The organism is Phyllobacterium sp. 628 (assembly GCF_014189505.1).
GTDB lineage: Bacteria > Pseudomonadota > Alphaproteobacteria > Rhizobiales > Rhizobiaceae > Phyllobacterium.
In genome coordinates this window covers 138669-154984 of sequence record NZ_CP050301.1, presented here as the reverse complement: position 1 = coordinate 154984, position 16316 = coordinate 138669, and the positions used below count along the sequence as shown (strand labels likewise).

The following is a 16316-nucleotide window of genomic DNA, read 5'->3' as shown; positions in this document are numbered from 1 at the left end:
CTTTGGTCAATGGATCATGAGAAAACAGCTAGCCGGTCGGCTTTGTCCCGTACCAGCGCGGTGTATAGACCCATTTGCCGCCGTCAATCCGGTCAAAGCTCTGGGTGAGGGACGAGCCAACAAGAATGACCGTACGCATATCCACCTGTTCGGGCGTCAGTTCCGCCAAGGTGATGACACGCAGGGTTTCAGCCGGGCGGCCAATATCACGGCCAAGCACGATAGGCGTTTCCGGTGCCCGGTACTGGCGCAAAATCTCGATAGCACGGGGCAATTGCCAAGGCCGGGGTTTGGAAATCGGATTGTAGAAGGCCATGGCGAAATCCGCCTCGGCGGCGAGCGCGATACGCTTCTCGATAATATCCCATGGCTTCAGATTGTCGGAAAGCGACAGAATGCAGAAGTCATGGCCGAGCGGAGCGCCGCTACGGCTGGCCGCAGCCATGGCTGCTGAAACACCGGGAAGAATCTGCAGGTCAACACTGTGCCAGGCTGGATCAGCGGATTCATGCAACGCTTCGACCACAGCAGCTCCCATAGCGAACACGCCGGGATCGCCGGAAGAAATCATCACCACGGAACGGCCGGAGGCGGCAAGCGCGAAAGCGTGGCGCGCGCGCTGCATCTCCTCGCGGTTGTCGGTCATGTGAATGGTCTGGTCAGAGCGGAAAGAACCAGCCATCCGCACATATGTCTCATAGCCGAGGATATCTTCGGCATGCTGCAATTCCTGTTTGACCGCCGGTATCATAAAGTTCGGGTCACCCGGTCCAAGGCCGATGACAGCAAGGCGGCCGCGTTTGTGCCCCACCAGAATTATATCCCCAGGCGTTGCCGCGATGGCAATCGCAAGACTGTCGTCACCAGTCAGATTGACCGGCTTTTCGATGAACGCTGACACGAGGCTCTTTGCTGTGGCGTGATCTGTGGCGACAATACGCAAGGGGGCGCCAAGATCAGCGGCGATCTGGGGGAAATACGGTTTCGCGCTCTCCGCTTCAGTAATCGCGACGCAAGCCACTGAAGAGTGCGCGATGTTCATGGCGGCAAGCGCGTTTCGCACATCCTCGGTTCTGGCTTCGCCCGTCAAGCCGATAACCACTGTCTTTGGATGGAAAATCAATTCGTTGGATTGCGGTGCTAGGTCTAACGGCGTGATGCGGATGTGCATAGGACCATCTGCGTCCACGGGAAGACGTGCTTCCTCCAGCCATGGTGCGACGCCTTCAATATGCACTTTTTTGCCCGCCAAAAGGTCAGCAATGAAACGCTTGCCGTCAGCAGGGTTTTTGAGGTGAAATTCGGCAGGCGGATTGAGCAGGCAGGTACCGAAGCGCAATTCACCTGAGGTGGTTATGGCGGGTAATACATCGAGGATTTTGGATAATTGCCGCGCCAATACATTGACGCCGGTTGTCCCGCCCAATAGCGGAACGACGGCGCTGCCATCATCGGCTATGGCCAGAACCGGTGGCTCCGCGCCCTTGTTATCAAGAACAGTGGCCAATGCGCGGATGGTAATGCCCGCCGAACATAGCGCCGCGATGGGATTGCCGTTCCCGTACTGTTGGCGAAGTGTTTCGCCGAAATTGCTGAACATCTGATCCGCACCTTGGACGCGTCCTTCGAGACCGTGGATGACCGCGTCCGGATAACCCGACCTGATGCGCAGGGCTGTTTCCATACCTTGCGCGCTCAGAACCATCAGAACAAGCGGAGCACTCATTCGCTGCCGCCCTGCCATTTCTCGCCCGGCACAAGGATCAGGGAGAAATAGGGCGAGGCATCAGGATCGACCTCATTCAACGGGATGATGCGCTGTGCATCCATCGTTGCACGTTCGACATAGAGCGCCCGGTCCAGCAAGCCGAGTTCGGCAATCACATCCCGCACCTTGGCCAAATTCTTGCCGAGCTTCATGATAGCGGCGGCTTCGGTCGCAGCAAGACGGGTCTTCAGCTCATTGGCCGGCAGAACACCGGATAAAACCGTCAGCGTCTGGTTGCGGTAAACCAGCGGCGCACCGAGCACCGCTGCTCCCCCGAGAATGGAACACACACCCGGCACGACTTCTGTTTCATATTCTTCAGCGAGGCGGTCATGGATATACATGAAGGAGCCGTAGAAGAATGGATCACCTTCAGCGATGACAGCGACATCCTTGCCCGCATCCAGATGGCCGCGCAGCACTTGGGTGATTTCGCTGTAGAAGTCGCTGACAATGACTTCGTAGTTCATATGGGCGGGCAGTTTTTCCGTGGTGACCGGGTAGACAAGCGGCACAAGCAACTGGTTCTCGTTGAGATAGGTCTCAACGATGGTCAGCGCATTGCCCTTCTTGCCTTTGGCTGCGTGGTAGGCAACCACAGGCGCTGCCTGCAGCAGCCGTAAGGCTTTCAAAGTGATGAGTTCCGGATCGCCGGGGCCGACGCCCAGCCCGAAAAGCCGTCCTGGCTGCGGCATTATTCTTTCTCCGAAGCAAGTGCATTGATTGCCGCTGCGGCCATGGCGCTACCGCCACGCCGCCCATGCACGACGACAAAGGGAACGCCGCGGCTATTTTCAGCCAATGCAGCTTTCGATTCCATCGCGCCGACAAATCCAACCGGAAATCCGAGGATCAGCGCGGGTTTTGGTGCGCCTTCATCGAGCATTTCCAACAACCGGAACAGGGCGGTCGGCGCGTTGCCGAAGGCCACAACGGCACCGGCCAGATGCGGGCGCCAAAGCTCAAGTGCCGCTGCGGAACGTGTGTTGCCTGTGTCGCGGGCAAGCGCTGCAACGGACGGATCAGAAAGGGTGCAGATCACCTCATTGTTGTTGGGCAGGCGTGCACGGGTGACGCCTTCCAGCACCATGCGGGCATCGCACAGAATCGGTGCGCCCTTGGCAAGTGCAGCAACACCGGCGGCGCCTGCACCTTCAGAAAATGCGAGGTCCTGAATGACATCCACCATGCCGCAGGCATGGGCGACACGCACGGCAAGCTTTTCCAGATCGGCAGGAATGCGGCTGAGATCAGCTTCGGAGCGGATAATGGCGAAGGAGCGATCATAGATCGCCTGTCCGTCGCGGATATAATCAAGCATGCGTTGGCCCCCCAGAGCCGGAATTGAACGGCCTGGTGGTCGAGGGCCGGGAATTCAACGGAAGGTTGCCGATCCTTTCGGCAGCTTCCTCGATAGTTACATGTGCAGCCAATAGCTTGCCAAAACGCGACGGTCCATTGGTCGCACGCAGAAATATGTCATAAAAACCTGGTTCGGTTGCAACCAGTGTCACGGGCTTCGCCGATGGCGAGGCGCAAGATTTGGCGCAACCGGTCATGTGCACTGCCAGTTGTTCTGCCAATCCGGGGGCTTTTCTTTGCAACAATGCGCCAAGCTTCAATCCATCCGCCTGCGTTGCCGCGAGTGCCGATCCGCAGCCTGCGGAACCGGAGCAACTGATCATCGTGGAAAACGGATTGCCGGAATGTGCAGAAAATCCAAGGTCATCAAGGTGTTTCAGCGTGCTTTCAGCCCGTGCTGGAATGACTTCAGGTAAAATTACACTCTGCCATGGCGTCATGCGCAACTTGCCGTGACCGTCTTTCTCGGCAAGTGCGGCGAGTACGTTCAGTTTGTCAGGATCGAGCCGGCCAAGCGGAGGCATAGCGCCAACAAGGGCATCATTACCCACGCTCTCCGGCAGAATGCCGAGGTGACCATTTGGGCGGGGCACGGCTCTGCGCCAAGAAGCGATTGCGTCGTGATGGATCGGAAAGTCGAGATGGCTTTCCAATTTTGCGATGAAGGCGTCAGTTCCGATTGCCGCGATCATATGCCGAAGCCGGGAGGCAGCAGGATTAGCATCATTCCACGCAATGAATTGATCGAGTATTGCCGTGACGAGATTCAGAGCGCTGGAGGCGTGGACAATGCCAAGAGCCGGAGAATCATTCAGTTGCGTTGGTGGTACACCGGCAACGCCAAAGTGGACACTATCATCAGCCATGCTCAGCCAAATATCATGGGGGTGATCCACCATCGCGACGCTTTCACCGCCATCAATAAGCACCGAGAATTTTGGCGACAGGGTTTGATAAGATGGATTGGTCTGCAGGATTTCCAGCAAGCGCAATGCCAGTGGCCTTACATCAGGCTTGTCTGACCCGATACCTGCGATAGGGCTGATCATGACGTTGCGAACATCATCGCCCTTGTCCGTCAGCGGGCCTAGGCCTGCGTCGAGAAGTGCTGCGATCAGCTGGTTTTCCGTTTCGGGCCGCACACCCCGAATCTGCAGATTGGCACGGTTTGTAATTTCGATAATGCCATTGCCGAAACGGCGCGATGCGTCAGCGATGCGGCGCGCCTGTTCAGCGCCTATATTGCCGAAAGTCAGTTTGACGCGGCAGATCGAGCCGTCGAGCGCCTTGGCCATGCGAAACAGGCCCGGGCAGGCAGACCGCCGGTCTTCGATGCGTGTCGCCATTGGCGCTATGTTTAACTGGCTCATTGAGTGCGGTTTTACAGGATGGCCGGTGCAGAGGGAAGAAATATGATCTCAAAATCCATTTTCCCACCGATGTGCCGCTTCGTTGACCCGTCGGATGGTTTCGGGCATGCATAGCCTCTGCAATCAATGGATCACAATATGACGCCGTGGCTTACGATTATCGGTATTGGTGAGGATGGTTATGGCGGTCTGGGTGAGAACGCCCGCGATGCGCTTAGCCGGGCAACAACGGTGTTCGGCGGTAAACGGCATCTTGAACTGTTGCCGGAATCCGTCAAGGCAAAGCGTATTGCCTGGCCATCCCCGTTTTCCGATGTTTATCCGACACTGAAAGCATTGCGCGGCGAGAATGTTGTGGTGCTCGCCAGTGGCGATCCGATGCATTTCGGCATGGGTGCAACCTTGACCCGTTTCTTTGACCGCAGCGAAATGCATGTGCTGCCTGCTCCGGCCTCGTTCTCACTGGCGGCAGCGGCCATGGGTTGGCCGATCCAGCATCTGCACTTATTGAGTGTGCATGGTCGTCCGGTCGAGACATTGTTCAAGTCATTCACTCCAGGTGCCAAACTGCTCATTCTCAGCAATGATGGTGCCACGCCTGCGCAAGTGGCGCGCATGTTGACTGAGAGCGGCTTTGGTGCGGCACGGCTTACGGTGCTGGAGCATATGGGCGGTGAAGCCGAACATCGGGTTGATGGCGTCGCGCAGGATTGGGATCATCCGCGCAGTGCCGACCTCAATGTACTCACCGTTGATTGCGGGCCCGCAACGCCGGACGCACGGTCCTATTCGACGCTCGCCGGTTTGCCGGATGAGGCATTCGAGAATGACGGCCAATTGACCAAGCGGGATGTCCGGGCCGTGACGCTGGCGTGGCTCGGCCCACGGGCGGGTGAATTGCTCTGGGACGTTGGCGCCGGATGCGGGTCAATCGGTATTGAGTGGATGCGGGCGCACCCATCCTGTCGTGCAATGGCCATCGAAGCCAATGCAAAGCGGCAGGGTTTTATCGAGCGCAATAGCAAGTCCTTGGGCGTTCCTGATTTGGTGCTTGTGCAGGGCGAAGCGCCGCCCGCGCTGCTGGGGCTTGCAGAGCCCGATGCAATTTTTATTGGCGGAGGCGTGACCGACGCTGGCGTTATGGATGCATGCTGGAAAGCCTTGAAACCGGGCGGACGCCTCGTTGCCAACGCCGTGACCATCCAGAGTGAGATTGCACTCATTGATTGGCGTAACAGGTTTGGTGGTCATCTGACCAAACTGAATGTTTCGCAGGCGCTACCACTTGGATCATTTGATGCGTGGCGTGCCGCTTTGCCGGTCGTCATTTATTCTGTTCATAAACCGGTGTGATCAGGCAGCTGATTCATACCGCGACAGGATAGAGACAGGATTGTGCAGTCTAAGGTGAGCCGGGTGATTGCTATTTGGCGCGAATTCCTGTTGAAACGGTAGATAAAGCTCGATCATTCGATCGTTGAAGCCGTTTTGATTTCCCGCCCTGAAGCAATCTGGGAGACTCTAGCAGGAATTAAGTATGGCAACTTATAAGTATTTCACCTGGCCGTTTATCTTTACTGTTTTTGGGCTGGCACTTGGGACGTGGATAGGCTTCGTCTATTCCGGTACCGTAGAAGGTGCGCTTTCAGTTCTCTTCATCTGCGCGGTTCTGGGCATCCTCGAAATTTCGCTTTCATTCGATAATGCGATCGTCAATGCCAAGATTCTGCGTGATATGACTCCGGTGTGGCAACGCCGGTTTTTGACATGGGGCATTATCGTTGCCGTGTTCGGTATGCGGATTATTTTTCCGCTGGCCATTGTCGCCATCGCGGCGTGGATTGATCCTATCTCGGCGCTCAAACTCGCAATCTCGAATCCCGAAGAATATGCGCGCATCATGAAGGATGCGCATGTGGGCATTTCAGCTTTTGGCGGCACGTTTCTGCTAATGGTCGGTCTCAAATTCTTCTTCGATCACGAGAAAGATGTGCACTGGATTCGCGTTATCGAAAGCCGTGCCTCACGTTTTGCTTCGATTCAGGGCATCGAGGTTGGTGTCGTTCTGGCGCTGATCATCTTTTTCTCCAAGCAATTGGAGGGTGCAGAATCGGTCACGTTCCTGACTTCGGCCATTTACGGCCTCATGACCTTTCTTGTTGTCGAGGGATTGGGCGAACTTCTCGACGCCACCCAGGAACAGATGGACAGTGTACATAAGGGCGGGCTGGGTGCATTCCTTTATCTGGAAGTGCTTGACGCCAGCTTTTCCTTTGATGGTGTTATCGGGGCCTTTGCGCTTTCGACGAACCTGTTCGTTATCGCCATCGGTCTCGGCATCGGTGCCTTCTATGTACGTGCGCTGACCATTATGATGGTGGAAAAGGAAACGCTCGGGCAATACCGTTATCTCGAACACGGTGCGTTCTATGCGATCCTCGTTCTGGCCGTTATCATGTATTGCCAGACGCTGTTTCATATTCCCGAAGTCATCACTGGGCTCATCGGTGCGATTCTGATCATTTTCTCGCTCTGGTCATCGATTCGCTACCGTCGCCGTCATCCCGAAGAGGCAGGACACGCCTGACCATTTGGCGTGAAGCAGTCAATAAAAAGCCATCCGGGATTCCAGATGGCTTTTTTTATGCGTTGAGCTGTGCTCAGAGCTTGGCGGCCAAGGCTGCGAGCTGGTCCGTGCAGATGCCCCAACCTTCGTGAAAGCCCATTTTCTCATGCGCTTCACGGTCGGCCTCAGTCCAATGACGGACCAAAGCGGTGTATTTGGTTTTGCCGCCGAGATCTTCCAGCGTGATGATCACAGTCATGAACGGCTTTTCTGACGGCTGCCAATCCTTTGTGTAGGCATCGGTGAACACCAGACGCTCGTTCTTGACCACTTCAAGATAGACGCCCTGATTGGGATACTCCGTGCCATCCGGGCTGCGCATTGTAATGACGTTGGAGCCGCCAGCGCGGACATCGAGTTCAGCGTGTGGTGTCGTATAGGGCAGCGGCGCGAACCACTGCTTCAAGAGATCAGCCTCGGTCCAAGCACGAAAGATATTCTTGCGCGGTGCGTCGATAATGCGGGTCAGAACGAGATCGCGGTTTGCTGTCTGGTTGGTTTCGGCGGTGGTGGTCATTTTATTCTCCGGTGTTTGGTTTCCTGATCCAAGGACGAACCAGCATTGATCGATCCGACACCGCGCGAGAATCTTTTATTATTTTGTTTGGCTCACGGCGCTCAAGCCGTCGAGATGCATGCGGATATGGGCAGCTTCAGCCGGGGTATTGGCGAGAGCGATCGCGCGGTCAAAGGCTATGCGGGCCTCTTCCTTGCGTCCGAGTTGCATGAGCAGACCTCCCTTGACGCCAAAGAAGTGGAAATAACCGGAAAGGCGGTCTTCCAACGGGGCGATCAGGGTCAGTGCCTCTTCCGGTCCGCGAATCTTCGCTACAGCTACGGAACGATTGAGCGTGATGACCGGCGAAGGCGTGATCCGTTCTAGCGCGGCATACAGCAGGTCAATTTCGCTCCAGTCCGTATCTTCCGGCCGTTTGGCCCGCGCATGCAGCGCTGCGATAGCGGCCTGGACCTGATAGGGTCCCACTTGCCGGTGGCGCATGGCCTTGTCGATCAAGGCGAGGCCCTCCGCAATCATCTGCTGGTTCCAGAGGCTGCGGTCCTGGTTGTCAAGCAAGATGACGGCACCATCTGCGTCAAACCGGGCTTTTGCACGGGCGTTCTGCAACAGGAGCAGCGCTGTCAGCCCCATCATTTCCGGTTCTGTGGGGAATATCCGGAGCAGCAGCCTTGCCAGCCTGATCGCTTCATCGCAGAGCGGAAACCGCGCTTCGACTTCGGTACTGCCGGCTGAATAGCCCTCATTGAAAATCAGATAGACCATTGCACTGACAACGGCGAGTCGCTCCGCCCGTTCGATTGCATCGGGCGTTTCGAATGGAATTTCACCGGAGGAAACCCGGCCTTTTGCACGGGTGATGCGCTGCTCCATCGCGCTTTCGCCAACAAGAAATGCCCGGGCAATCTGCCGGACCGACAGACCTGAAACGATACGCAAGGCAAGCGCAATCTGTTGGGTAGCGGGAAGATCAGGATGGCAACAGATGAAAAGCAAGCGGAGGATGTCGTCGCGATAATCGGCACTGTCGATCTTCTCGACAATCGTTGCTTCAGCGTCTTCGAGATCGGACAGAAGTTCTTCCGGCGGCAAGGGCTGCTGCTTCGTCTGACGCCGAACAGTGTCGATGGCACTGTTGCGGCCAACAAAGATGAGCCATGCGGCTGGATCGCGCGGCGGGCCATTCTTCGGCCAATTCTTAAGGGCGCGAAGGCAGGCCTCCTGAAACGCTTCTTCGGCAATATCGAGATTGCGAAAGTAGCGTAGCAGTGCGCCGACGGCTTGCGGCCGGGCGGCTGTCAATGCGGCGTCGATCCAGTTGGGGTCTGTCATTGGAAGTTCGATCCCGGTCTAAACAGCGCGAGCGGCCGTATTTCATAAGAGCCCTGGCCGGGATTGGCCTCGGCGAGGTCGCGGGTAATATCGAGAACTTCGTCCAGCGATGCACAATCGACAACGTAAAAGCCGAGAAACTGCTCCTTGGTTTCGGCAAACGGGCCGTCAATGATCAATGGTTCGTCGCGGGATTTGCGCAGCGTTGTTGCGGCAGTGGTCGGCAGCAAACGGGCGACAGGCCCAAGTTTGCCGGCTTTGGCAAGCTTTTCCTGCACAGCGCCAAGCCGTTCCATGACAAGATCATCTTCCTCCTTCGACCATGAGCCGACGACGTCTTCCATGTTGTAGCAAAGTATGGCGTAAAGCATCCGGGTATACTCCTTCTCCCTAAAGACGAACCACTATGGCTGATCCCGACATGACGTCGAGAAAAATTTATCGGCGCAGCAATGGGCATGCGCGTGACGTGGTTTATGGGGAATACGGTAGAATAAGATCAGCAGAAAATTGCTAATGCGGATGGGACGCTTTCAGATTTTTCACCGTTGCGCGCACGGCATAGCGTGCGCGGCCAAGCGTATTGCTGCGCAGCCGCCGCAGCTTCCAGTAGAAGGCCGAATCGGTTTTGATGCTTTTTGAATCGTAACTCATCTTCATTGCAGATTCGTCCCGCGCCCGCTTTACCGGATCAGCGTAGAATTCGCGGATTTTTCCGGCATGCATACCCGGTGTCTTGAACCAGCGCGGTACATGGACATTGCAAAGACGATCGACATCCGTCAGCGCTTTTTCTATTCCAGTCCCGGTGATCGGGCAGACGACGCAAAAAGCATCGCCGACCAGAACCATGCCGTCCTGCTCGTAATTGTGGACCCGCACCAGTTCGATCGGCCGGGCAATGACCGGGCCCGTTACCGTCATATCGCCGAACATGTCTTCAAGCCCCGGCATGACATCGCGCATGCTTTGTTCCGGATGGTCTCGAAACGTTTTGGTCCATTCCTCTGAAAAGCTGCGATACAGGAAGAAATTCGCCCTGATCTTCTCTCCGATCGGGAAGAGCGTCAGATAGGATACGCGGTCGTTGAAGTGTTCGCCGTTCCAGACAAGTGAGGGAAAGGGAAACTCACTGCGTGGCCTTGCAAGGTCGAAGCCGCAACAGAGTGAATGCGCGGGGCTCAAGACTTCCCGTTCGACGCCAAGTTTCTTGCGGACGGCATCGCCCAGACCCGTGGCGACCACAAGCAGACGGCCGCTGAAGCGGCGGCCGTCGGAAAGAATAACCTCCTGCCGCTCCGGTCCGGTTTGGATGTCCGACACACGGCCAATGATCGTATGAACCTGTGGAGGCAAAGCGCGGCGCAGCGTATTGACGAGATCGGAATAGTCGCTGCTGTATTCGCGCGTGGTGCTGCGCTCGACAATGCGGCCAAAGCGCTGCACCCATACGCCGTCAAACGCTGTTGTATGAGCGCGGGCAACATCGCCCAGACCAATACGTTCAAACAAGTTCATTTGCGATTCGGCAATCTTTTCAGCGCGAAAGTCCGGAGGATGACGATCATGCGTGCTGATCAGCGTTACCTCAAATCCATTGCGGGTAAGGGCTGTTGCCGCGCTGATACCGGCCAATCCGCCACCGATAATGATGATATCGGTTGTTTCAGGTTGTATGTCGATCAGTCCGATGGGCAATTCTGTTTCAGCCATACAAGCTCCGGTCACCGCTATGCGGCTGGGTTTCTCTATGAGAAGCCAAATAATACAGCGTAAATAAGATGTGTGCTAAACAATATATTCTGTGGTTACCGACGTCAGGAAGCCGGGATATCTCAAAAAGGTAAGTGCGTGTGATTTCAGAGTTTACTATCCAGGTTTTTGACCATCCGGACCAGCTATCAGCGGAATGGCCGGAAGCGGGAATCAAGTCGGACACAAGGCACACTGTCTTTCAGACGACGACTTTTCTGCGAACCTGGCTCGCATCCTATGGCGCTGTTTCAAATGGCCGCCTTTGCCTGGTTGAAGTTCGAAGTGCCGCAGGAATACCCGTATGTTTCCTGCCTTTCGTGATCGTCTCACGCAATGGCGGACGTATGCTGAGCTTTGTCGATGATGGGGTATCCGACTACAATGCGCCCATCCTTTTTGCAGGCGCTCCTGAATGGACCCGGGATCTGTCTCAGCAATTCTGGAACGAGGTGGTTGCAGCTCTGCCGCCTTTCGATCTGGCAATCCTCGACAAGATGCCGGAATATGTTGAAGATCAAAAAAATCCGCTGTTTCTGTTGACTGATGAGGCCAATGGAGAGTCCTGTCATCTTACAAATCTCAAACGCAGTTGGGCGGATATTGATCAGGCACAACCGGGCTCAAAGAATCTGCGCAACCGGCACCGCGCACTGGGACGACTTGGTGAATGCCAGTTGCTCATCGCGCAGACGGCGCAGGAACGCGCATTTATCCTGGAGACATTGCTAGCGCAGAAGCAGCGGCGTTTTGAGGAAACCCAGGTCCCAGGTTTTGACAAGGAGCCTGAAAAGAAGGCCTTTTTTGAACTTGGCACGGATAATTTTGCCGCAGCAGGCGCTTTGCATCTTTCGGCGCTCGTTGTTAACGGACAGATCATTGCGGCCATGTGGGGGCTGATCGAAGCCAAACATTATTATGGGCTGGTGTTCACGTTCGAGTCGGGGGAATGGTCCAAATATTCGCCGGGGCGTGTCCTGCATTATCTTTTGCTGCAACATCTGGTTGATCATGGTTTCGATTGTCTGGACCTTGGTATTGGCGACGAGCCTTGGAAATTGAATTGCTGCGACGTTACCATTGATCTGAGGAAAGCGACGTTCATTCGCACCGCGCGTGGCCGCTTGATGGCAGCAAGGCTGCGCTTCATGGTGTGGTTGCGCGCGACATATGTGTGGCAGAAAATCAGACCGCTAAAATGGGTAATACTCCGGGCGCTACGCGCTAAGCCCGTTACATAAACGCTCTCTTTATCTTGGCAGGATTGGCTGATGACTGTTTCGATTATTATGAAAACGCTCAATGAGGAAAAGCGCATTGCTGCGGCTATCGAGAGCGCTTTGAAGGCATTGCCGGGGGAGAGTCCGGAAATCATTGTCGCCGATAGCGGATCAACAGACCGTACGGTTGAGATTGCCATGCAATATCCCGTTACCGTTGCGCAAATCATGAAACCTGCAAGAGCAAGTTGCGGTATCGGCCCACAATTGGGTTTTCAGTACAGCCACAACGATCTCATTTGCCTGATGGATGGGGACATGCTGCTTGATGAAAGTTTCCTCAGCGAAGCGGTCGCATTCCTGAACGCGAATCCCAAAGTTGCAGGGGTTACCGGGCATGTCGTGGAAATGAATGTTGATAATCTTGAGTTTACACGCCGTGTCCGCCGCGTGTCGCCGGAGAACAGAACCGGTTCGATCGATCGCATGAACGGTGGCGGGCTCTATCGGCGCAGCGCGATTGAACAGGCCGGTTATTTCTCCGACCGTAATTTGCACGGCTATGAAGAATTCGATCTCGGGGTGAGACTGCGTGCGTTGGGATGGGAACTCTACCGGATCGACCGGCGGTTCGTTTCGCATTTTGGCCACTCCATCAATGCCTACAAACTGCTCGTCCGGCGCTGGCAGTCCAAGTATCTGCGCGGCGTTGGTGAATTGCTGCGGGCGGCCTTTGGTCAACCGCACTGGAAAAAACTGATCCAGGAATTGCCTGAACTGCGGTTATGGGCCGGGGTTTATCTCTGGTGGCTGGTGATGATTGCCTTGCTGGTCTTTTTGCCGGACAAAATGACGGCACTGGCGATTGATGTGGCTCTGATCGCCTTTGTTGTTGCGGCAATGAGTGTGAAGCAGCGAAGCCTGTCATTGGGTTTCTATGCGGTGGTGGCATGGTGCTTCCATGCGGCGGCTTTGCCGCTTGGTTTTTTTCATTCCCGGCGACAACCGGCTGACTGGATCGAAAGTCAGGTGATTTCGAAGAAACCCTGAAACCAGAGATAAAGGATTGGGCGACCCGATGCGCTTTGCTTTCACCTGCGCTTTTATCTGGAGTTCTCTCGTCTTTGGCGCGCCTGCGGAGGCAAAGGATGTTTGGTCCCCGGTTCGGGAAATATCGCTGGAACTGCAAAGCGGCAGTCCGCTGGATTTCTCCGGGTTTCTTCCCAATCCCCCGATAGATGAGGAAAGCCGCATCGTCGTTAGCGAGGGTGGAAGCCTGGCGCGGGCCAATGCTCCGGGCAGGCCAGTCAGATTCCTGTGCGCCGCACTGGGATGGAGCCCTGCTTCGGGTGGTTTCCCGGACCATGCGAATGCGGATCGTTATGCACTTCAGTTGAAGTTGCACGGCTATAATATCGCCCGTTTTCATTTCTTTGATGCGTCGCTGATGTTTGGCCGCAGCAAGGACTTTGATTTCGATCCGGAGACAATGGACCGGTTTCATTACCTGATGGCCGCGCTCAAGCGGAATGGCATCTACTGGATGATGGATGGTCTTAGTTCCTCGCGCGGTGCCTATGGCGGCTATGATGATCGTTGGGATTTACAGGGCGAACTGAAGATCGAAGTCCAGCTCGACGAGAAGGCCTTTCAACACTGGCTGAGCTTTCAGGAAAAGGTTCTGGCCACCGTCAACCCTTATACGGGTATTGCACCGATCCGGGATCCGGCCTTGGTGGCAATCGTGCCGTTCAACGAAAATAGCATCGAGTTTGACAGCATCCTGCATGAACGGGATGGCCAGCCACATTATTCAAAGCTGCTTCAGCTGGGCTTCAACAAATGGCTGCAAGAGCGTTACGTCACGACATCAGCCCTTGCCGATGCTTGGGGCTGGGTGAAAGCTGGCGAACATCTTGAAGATGCAACGATTTCGCTTCCTCCAAGCCGTTATGAAAAGACGCCGCGTATGCGCGATCTGCAAGCTTTTTTCATTGATGTGGAGACGCGTTCTGCCAAACGGATGACCGCTGCTTTGCGCGATCTCGGCTTTAGAGGCGTTGTCACGCCCTATAATAATTGGCCGACATTGCAGACGGGCGTAACCCGGGCGAGCCAGCAAGGCGTGGCAATGAATACCTATCAGGATTGGGTAGGGTCATATGAGCCCGGTGCCACAATCGGACAAAAAAGCTCGGTCGCGGATGGGGCCGCCTACATGCGTCTGATCGCTGCTGCCCGCTGGCTCGGACGGCCCTTTTTCGTTACGGAACACGATCATCTCTTTTGGAGCCAGTACCGTTACGAGTCGGGTATTGTCATGCCTGCCTATGCAGCGCTGCAAAACTGGGATGTGCTTTGCCGCCATGGCCATGGGCCTATTGTTCTGGCTTACGGTGAGGATGTTCCCCACAAACGCCAGATGCTGCCCTATGCTATCGCCCTCGATCCCGTTGCCCGTGCGGGTGAAACCCTTGCAGCCCTGTTGTTCAGGCGCGGGGACGTTGCGGGTTCGCCGGTTTCCATTCCTTTTGTGGTTCGAGGCGAAGAGGGTTTGACGCAAAATATTGAAGAGCGCGAGCCGGACAATTTAACCTCGTTGGCATTGCTAGGGGCAATCGGCCTGCAACAGGACGGGGACGCAATACGCTCCGCTGCTGCAAAAGGGCTGGCTGTCGCAGCGGTGCGCAAAGACGCATCGGCTACGGCCATCGCATCCGCCTTGCGTAATGCCGGACTGCTTGATCCGGCGAATGTGAGTGATGCAGCCAAAGGCATTTATGAAAGCAATACGGACCAGATCAGTCTGGATCAGAACAAGCTGCGTATCAGCGTAAAGACGGAGAGGACTGAAGCGATCGCTTTTGCCGCGCTTGCCGACAAGGTCACATTGAACAGCGTGACTGTCGGCAATGCATCGGGCAAAGGGTTGTTTGCGATCTCGTCCCTTGACGATCAGCCGGTCAAAACCAGCCACCGGCTTCTGGTGATTTTCGCAACGGATGCGCAAAACACCGGCATGCGGTTTGCCGATGCCAGCGAGCGTGTGATTGCTGATTTCGGACGTTTGCCAGCGCGGATAAAGGTCGGAAGCGTCGATTTCTCGCTACCGGGGACGGGGCACTGGAGCCTTTCGCCGGTTGGGCTTGATGGCAAGGTTCGTCGTGCAAGTGCGAAGGGCGATGGTGAGTTGAAAGTATCGTTGTCCAATGACGGTCCTGATGGACCGACTACCTACTTCCTCATCGAACGGCAGCCCTGATCCATCAGAAAAAATCGGAGACGAGCCTGCTCCAGGATTCTCCTGCCAGACCACCGATGAATATGTCATTGCGATCAATAGCGGATGTGATGGTGCTGTGCCGCGCCGATACACATACATGCGCGCGGTGTTTGTAAAACATGGCGCGATGGCGTGAGAGTGCATCCAGTTGTCGGGGTTGAACGTGGCCAAGTGCTGCAGCAAATCCAGTCTGCTCCAGATGAACCATCATCTGGCCAATCACTGCATGTTCCTTGCCCTTTGCGGCAAAGATATTGAGGACCTGCGCGATGGAGCCGGGATCGGCGAAATAGACAAAGCAGCCGCAGAGCTCGGCATTCTGATCCCATACGGAGCGGATGTGGAAAGAGCCAAGCCCAGTGTTCAGCCTTGCCATGCGCACGATCCAATCCAGTTCCGGCTGCGACCAGACAGGATGTACCGAATAGGCGTTCAGAAATTCCGGCGCCGTTGATACGAAGAGCTCTTGCGACATGTCTTCGTCATGCATGCCACTTGCAGCGGGAACACGCAAAGCGGGTACTGTCCGTCGCATGACACTATCGATTGGCCGGTCAAGCAGCAGCCGTGCGATGTAACGGAAAAGCGCAGATTTTTTTGCGGCCGATTGCGAGAAATAGCGGGCGGGGCGGAAGATACGGCACCAGTCCAAGCCATTCAGCGGCAGGAGTTTTCCGCCCACAACCGTGAAATGATTGGCACTGACGGGCGAGGCGCTATCGGTAAAGCAAAGGTCCTGATGACGTGGCCGCATTGTCAGAGCGAGTTCAAACGCACCCCGGCAGGACACGTCCGGATCAGTCATGAAAGCGCATAAAAGCCGTGCAGTCATGGGGGTGCCATCGACCATGTATTGCATCGGGATGGCCGATATCGCGCTGCTGATGCGGCCATTATCAGCTTCATGAACGTAGCTTCCATGCTGCGGCTGGTAGAGAGGGCTGCTGAAAAACAGCTCTTTGAAGTAGTCATTGAATGTGTTGGGAGAATCGACGGATTTCTTCCGGAATATTTTGTAAAAGAGCCGTCCCACCTGTGGAATATCTTCCACATTCATCGGACGTATGTGCTCCTTTCCCGCCATTG

Annotated in this window: 14 protein-coding genes; 5 read left to right on the top strand and 9 right to left on the bottom strand. The window is 55.6% G+C overall.

All coding sequences use genetic code 11. From position 1 onward, the window contains the following. Positions 1-28: 28 nt before the first annotated feature. The 4 genes from cobJ to cobG are packed head-to-tail and all read right to left on the bottom strand — an operon-like array spanning position 29 to position 4476. Positions 29-1726, bottom strand: a complete 1698-nt coding sequence (cobJ, locus tag HB779_RS02255) for a precorrin-3B C(17)-methyltransferase (protein WP_188344205.1) — start codon at positions 1724-1726, stop codon at positions 29-31. After that, positions 1723-2463, bottom strand: coding sequence for a precorrin-2 C(20)-methyltransferase (locus HB779_RS02250; RefSeq protein WP_188344204.1), 741 nt, complete (start codon positions 2461-2463; stop codon positions 1723-1725). Before HB779_RS02250 ends, cobJ begins: the two co-directional genes overlap by 4 nt. After that, complete coding sequence (locus tag HB779_RS02245) at positions 2463-3089, bottom strand: precorrin-8X methylmutase (RefSeq protein ID WP_188344203.1); 627 nt, start codon at positions 3087-3089, stop codon at positions 2463-2465. Before HB779_RS02245 ends, HB779_RS02250 begins: the two co-directional genes overlap by 1 nt. After that, positions 3082-4476 (bottom strand): precorrin-3B synthase, encoded by a 1395-nt coding sequence (cobG, locus tag HB779_RS02240; protein WP_188344202.1) that lies wholly within the window; start codon positions 4474-4476, stop codon positions 3082-3084. Before cobG ends, HB779_RS02245 begins: the two co-directional genes overlap by 8 nt. Positions 4477-4638: 162 nt before the next feature. On the opposite strand from cobG, the gene cbiE reads away from it, so the two are divergent. Both cbiE and HB779_RS02230 read left to right on the top strand, forming a co-directional pair. Then, positions 4639-5853 carry a precorrin-6y C5,15-methyltransferase (decarboxylating) subunit CbiE gene (gene cbiE, locus HB779_RS02235; protein WP_188344201.1) on the top strand — a complete coding sequence of 405 codons (1215 nt, stop codon included), beginning with the start codon at positions 4639-4641 and terminating at the stop codon, positions 5851-5853. A gap of 184 nt (positions 5854-6037) precedes the next feature. Then, a complete protein-coding gene (locus tag HB779_RS02230; RefSeq protein ID WP_188344200.1) occupies positions 6038-7087 on the top strand; it encodes a DUF475 domain-containing protein in 1050 nt (349 codons plus the stop codon). Between the two features lie 73 nt (positions 7088-7160). Here HB779_RS02230 and HB779_RS02225 read toward each other — a convergent pair whose 3' ends face one another. The 4 genes from HB779_RS02225 to HB779_RS02210 form a co-directional block, all read right to left on the bottom strand. After that, positions 7161-7643: an SRPBCC family protein gene (locus HB779_RS02225; protein WP_188344199.1), complete on the bottom strand. Its 483-nt coding sequence runs from the start codon at positions 7641-7643 to the stop codon at positions 7161-7163. A 78-nt stretch (positions 7644-7721) separates the two neighbouring features. Then, on the bottom strand, positions 7722-8975 hold the full coding sequence (locus HB779_RS02220; protein ID WP_188344198.1) for an RNA polymerase sigma factor: 1254 nt from the start codon (positions 8973-8975) through the stop codon (positions 7722-7724). Next, a complete protein-coding gene (locus HB779_RS02215; RefSeq protein WP_188344197.1) occupies positions 8972-9346 on the bottom strand; it encodes a YciI family protein in 375 nt (124 codons plus the stop codon). Before HB779_RS02215 ends, HB779_RS02220 begins: the two co-directional genes overlap by 4 nt. Before the next feature lie 142 nt (positions 9347-9488). After that, positions 9489-10688, bottom strand: coding sequence for an NAD(P)/FAD-dependent oxidoreductase (locus HB779_RS02210; RefSeq protein ID WP_188344196.1), 1200 nt, complete (start codon positions 10686-10688; stop codon positions 9489-9491). A 140-nt stretch (positions 10689-10828) separates the two neighbouring features. Here HB779_RS02210 and HB779_RS02205 point away from each other — a divergent pair, with 140 nt between their 5' ends. Genes HB779_RS02205 through HB779_RS02195 form a run of 3 tightly spaced genes read left to right on the top strand, consistent with a single transcriptional unit; the run spans position 10829 to position 15209 of the window. Beyond that, on the top strand, positions 10829-11968 hold the full coding sequence (locus HB779_RS02205; protein WP_188344195.1) for a GNAT family N-acetyltransferase: 1140 nt from the start codon (positions 10829-10831) through the stop codon (positions 11966-11968). 30 nt (positions 11969-11998) lie between these two features. Beyond that, positions 11999-12997, top strand: a complete 999-nt coding sequence (locus HB779_RS02200) for a glycosyltransferase family 2 protein (RefSeq protein ID WP_188344194.1) — start codon at positions 11999-12001, stop codon at positions 12995-12997. Positions 12998-13025: 28 nt separating this feature from the next. Beyond that, positions 13026-15209 carry a glycoside hydrolase gene (locus HB779_RS02195; protein ID WP_188344193.1) on the top strand — a complete coding sequence of 728 codons (2184 nt, stop codon included), beginning with the start codon at positions 13026-13028 and terminating at the stop codon, positions 15207-15209. 4 nt (positions 15210-15213) lie between these two features. Here the strand turns inward: HB779_RS02195 and HB779_RS02190 are convergent, their stop codons facing one another. Beyond that, positions 15214-16314: a GNAT family N-acetyltransferase gene (locus HB779_RS02190; RefSeq protein WP_188344192.1), complete on the bottom strand. Its 1101-nt coding sequence runs from the start codon at positions 16312-16314 to the stop codon at positions 15214-15216. Positions 16315-16316 lie beyond the last annotated feature (2 nt).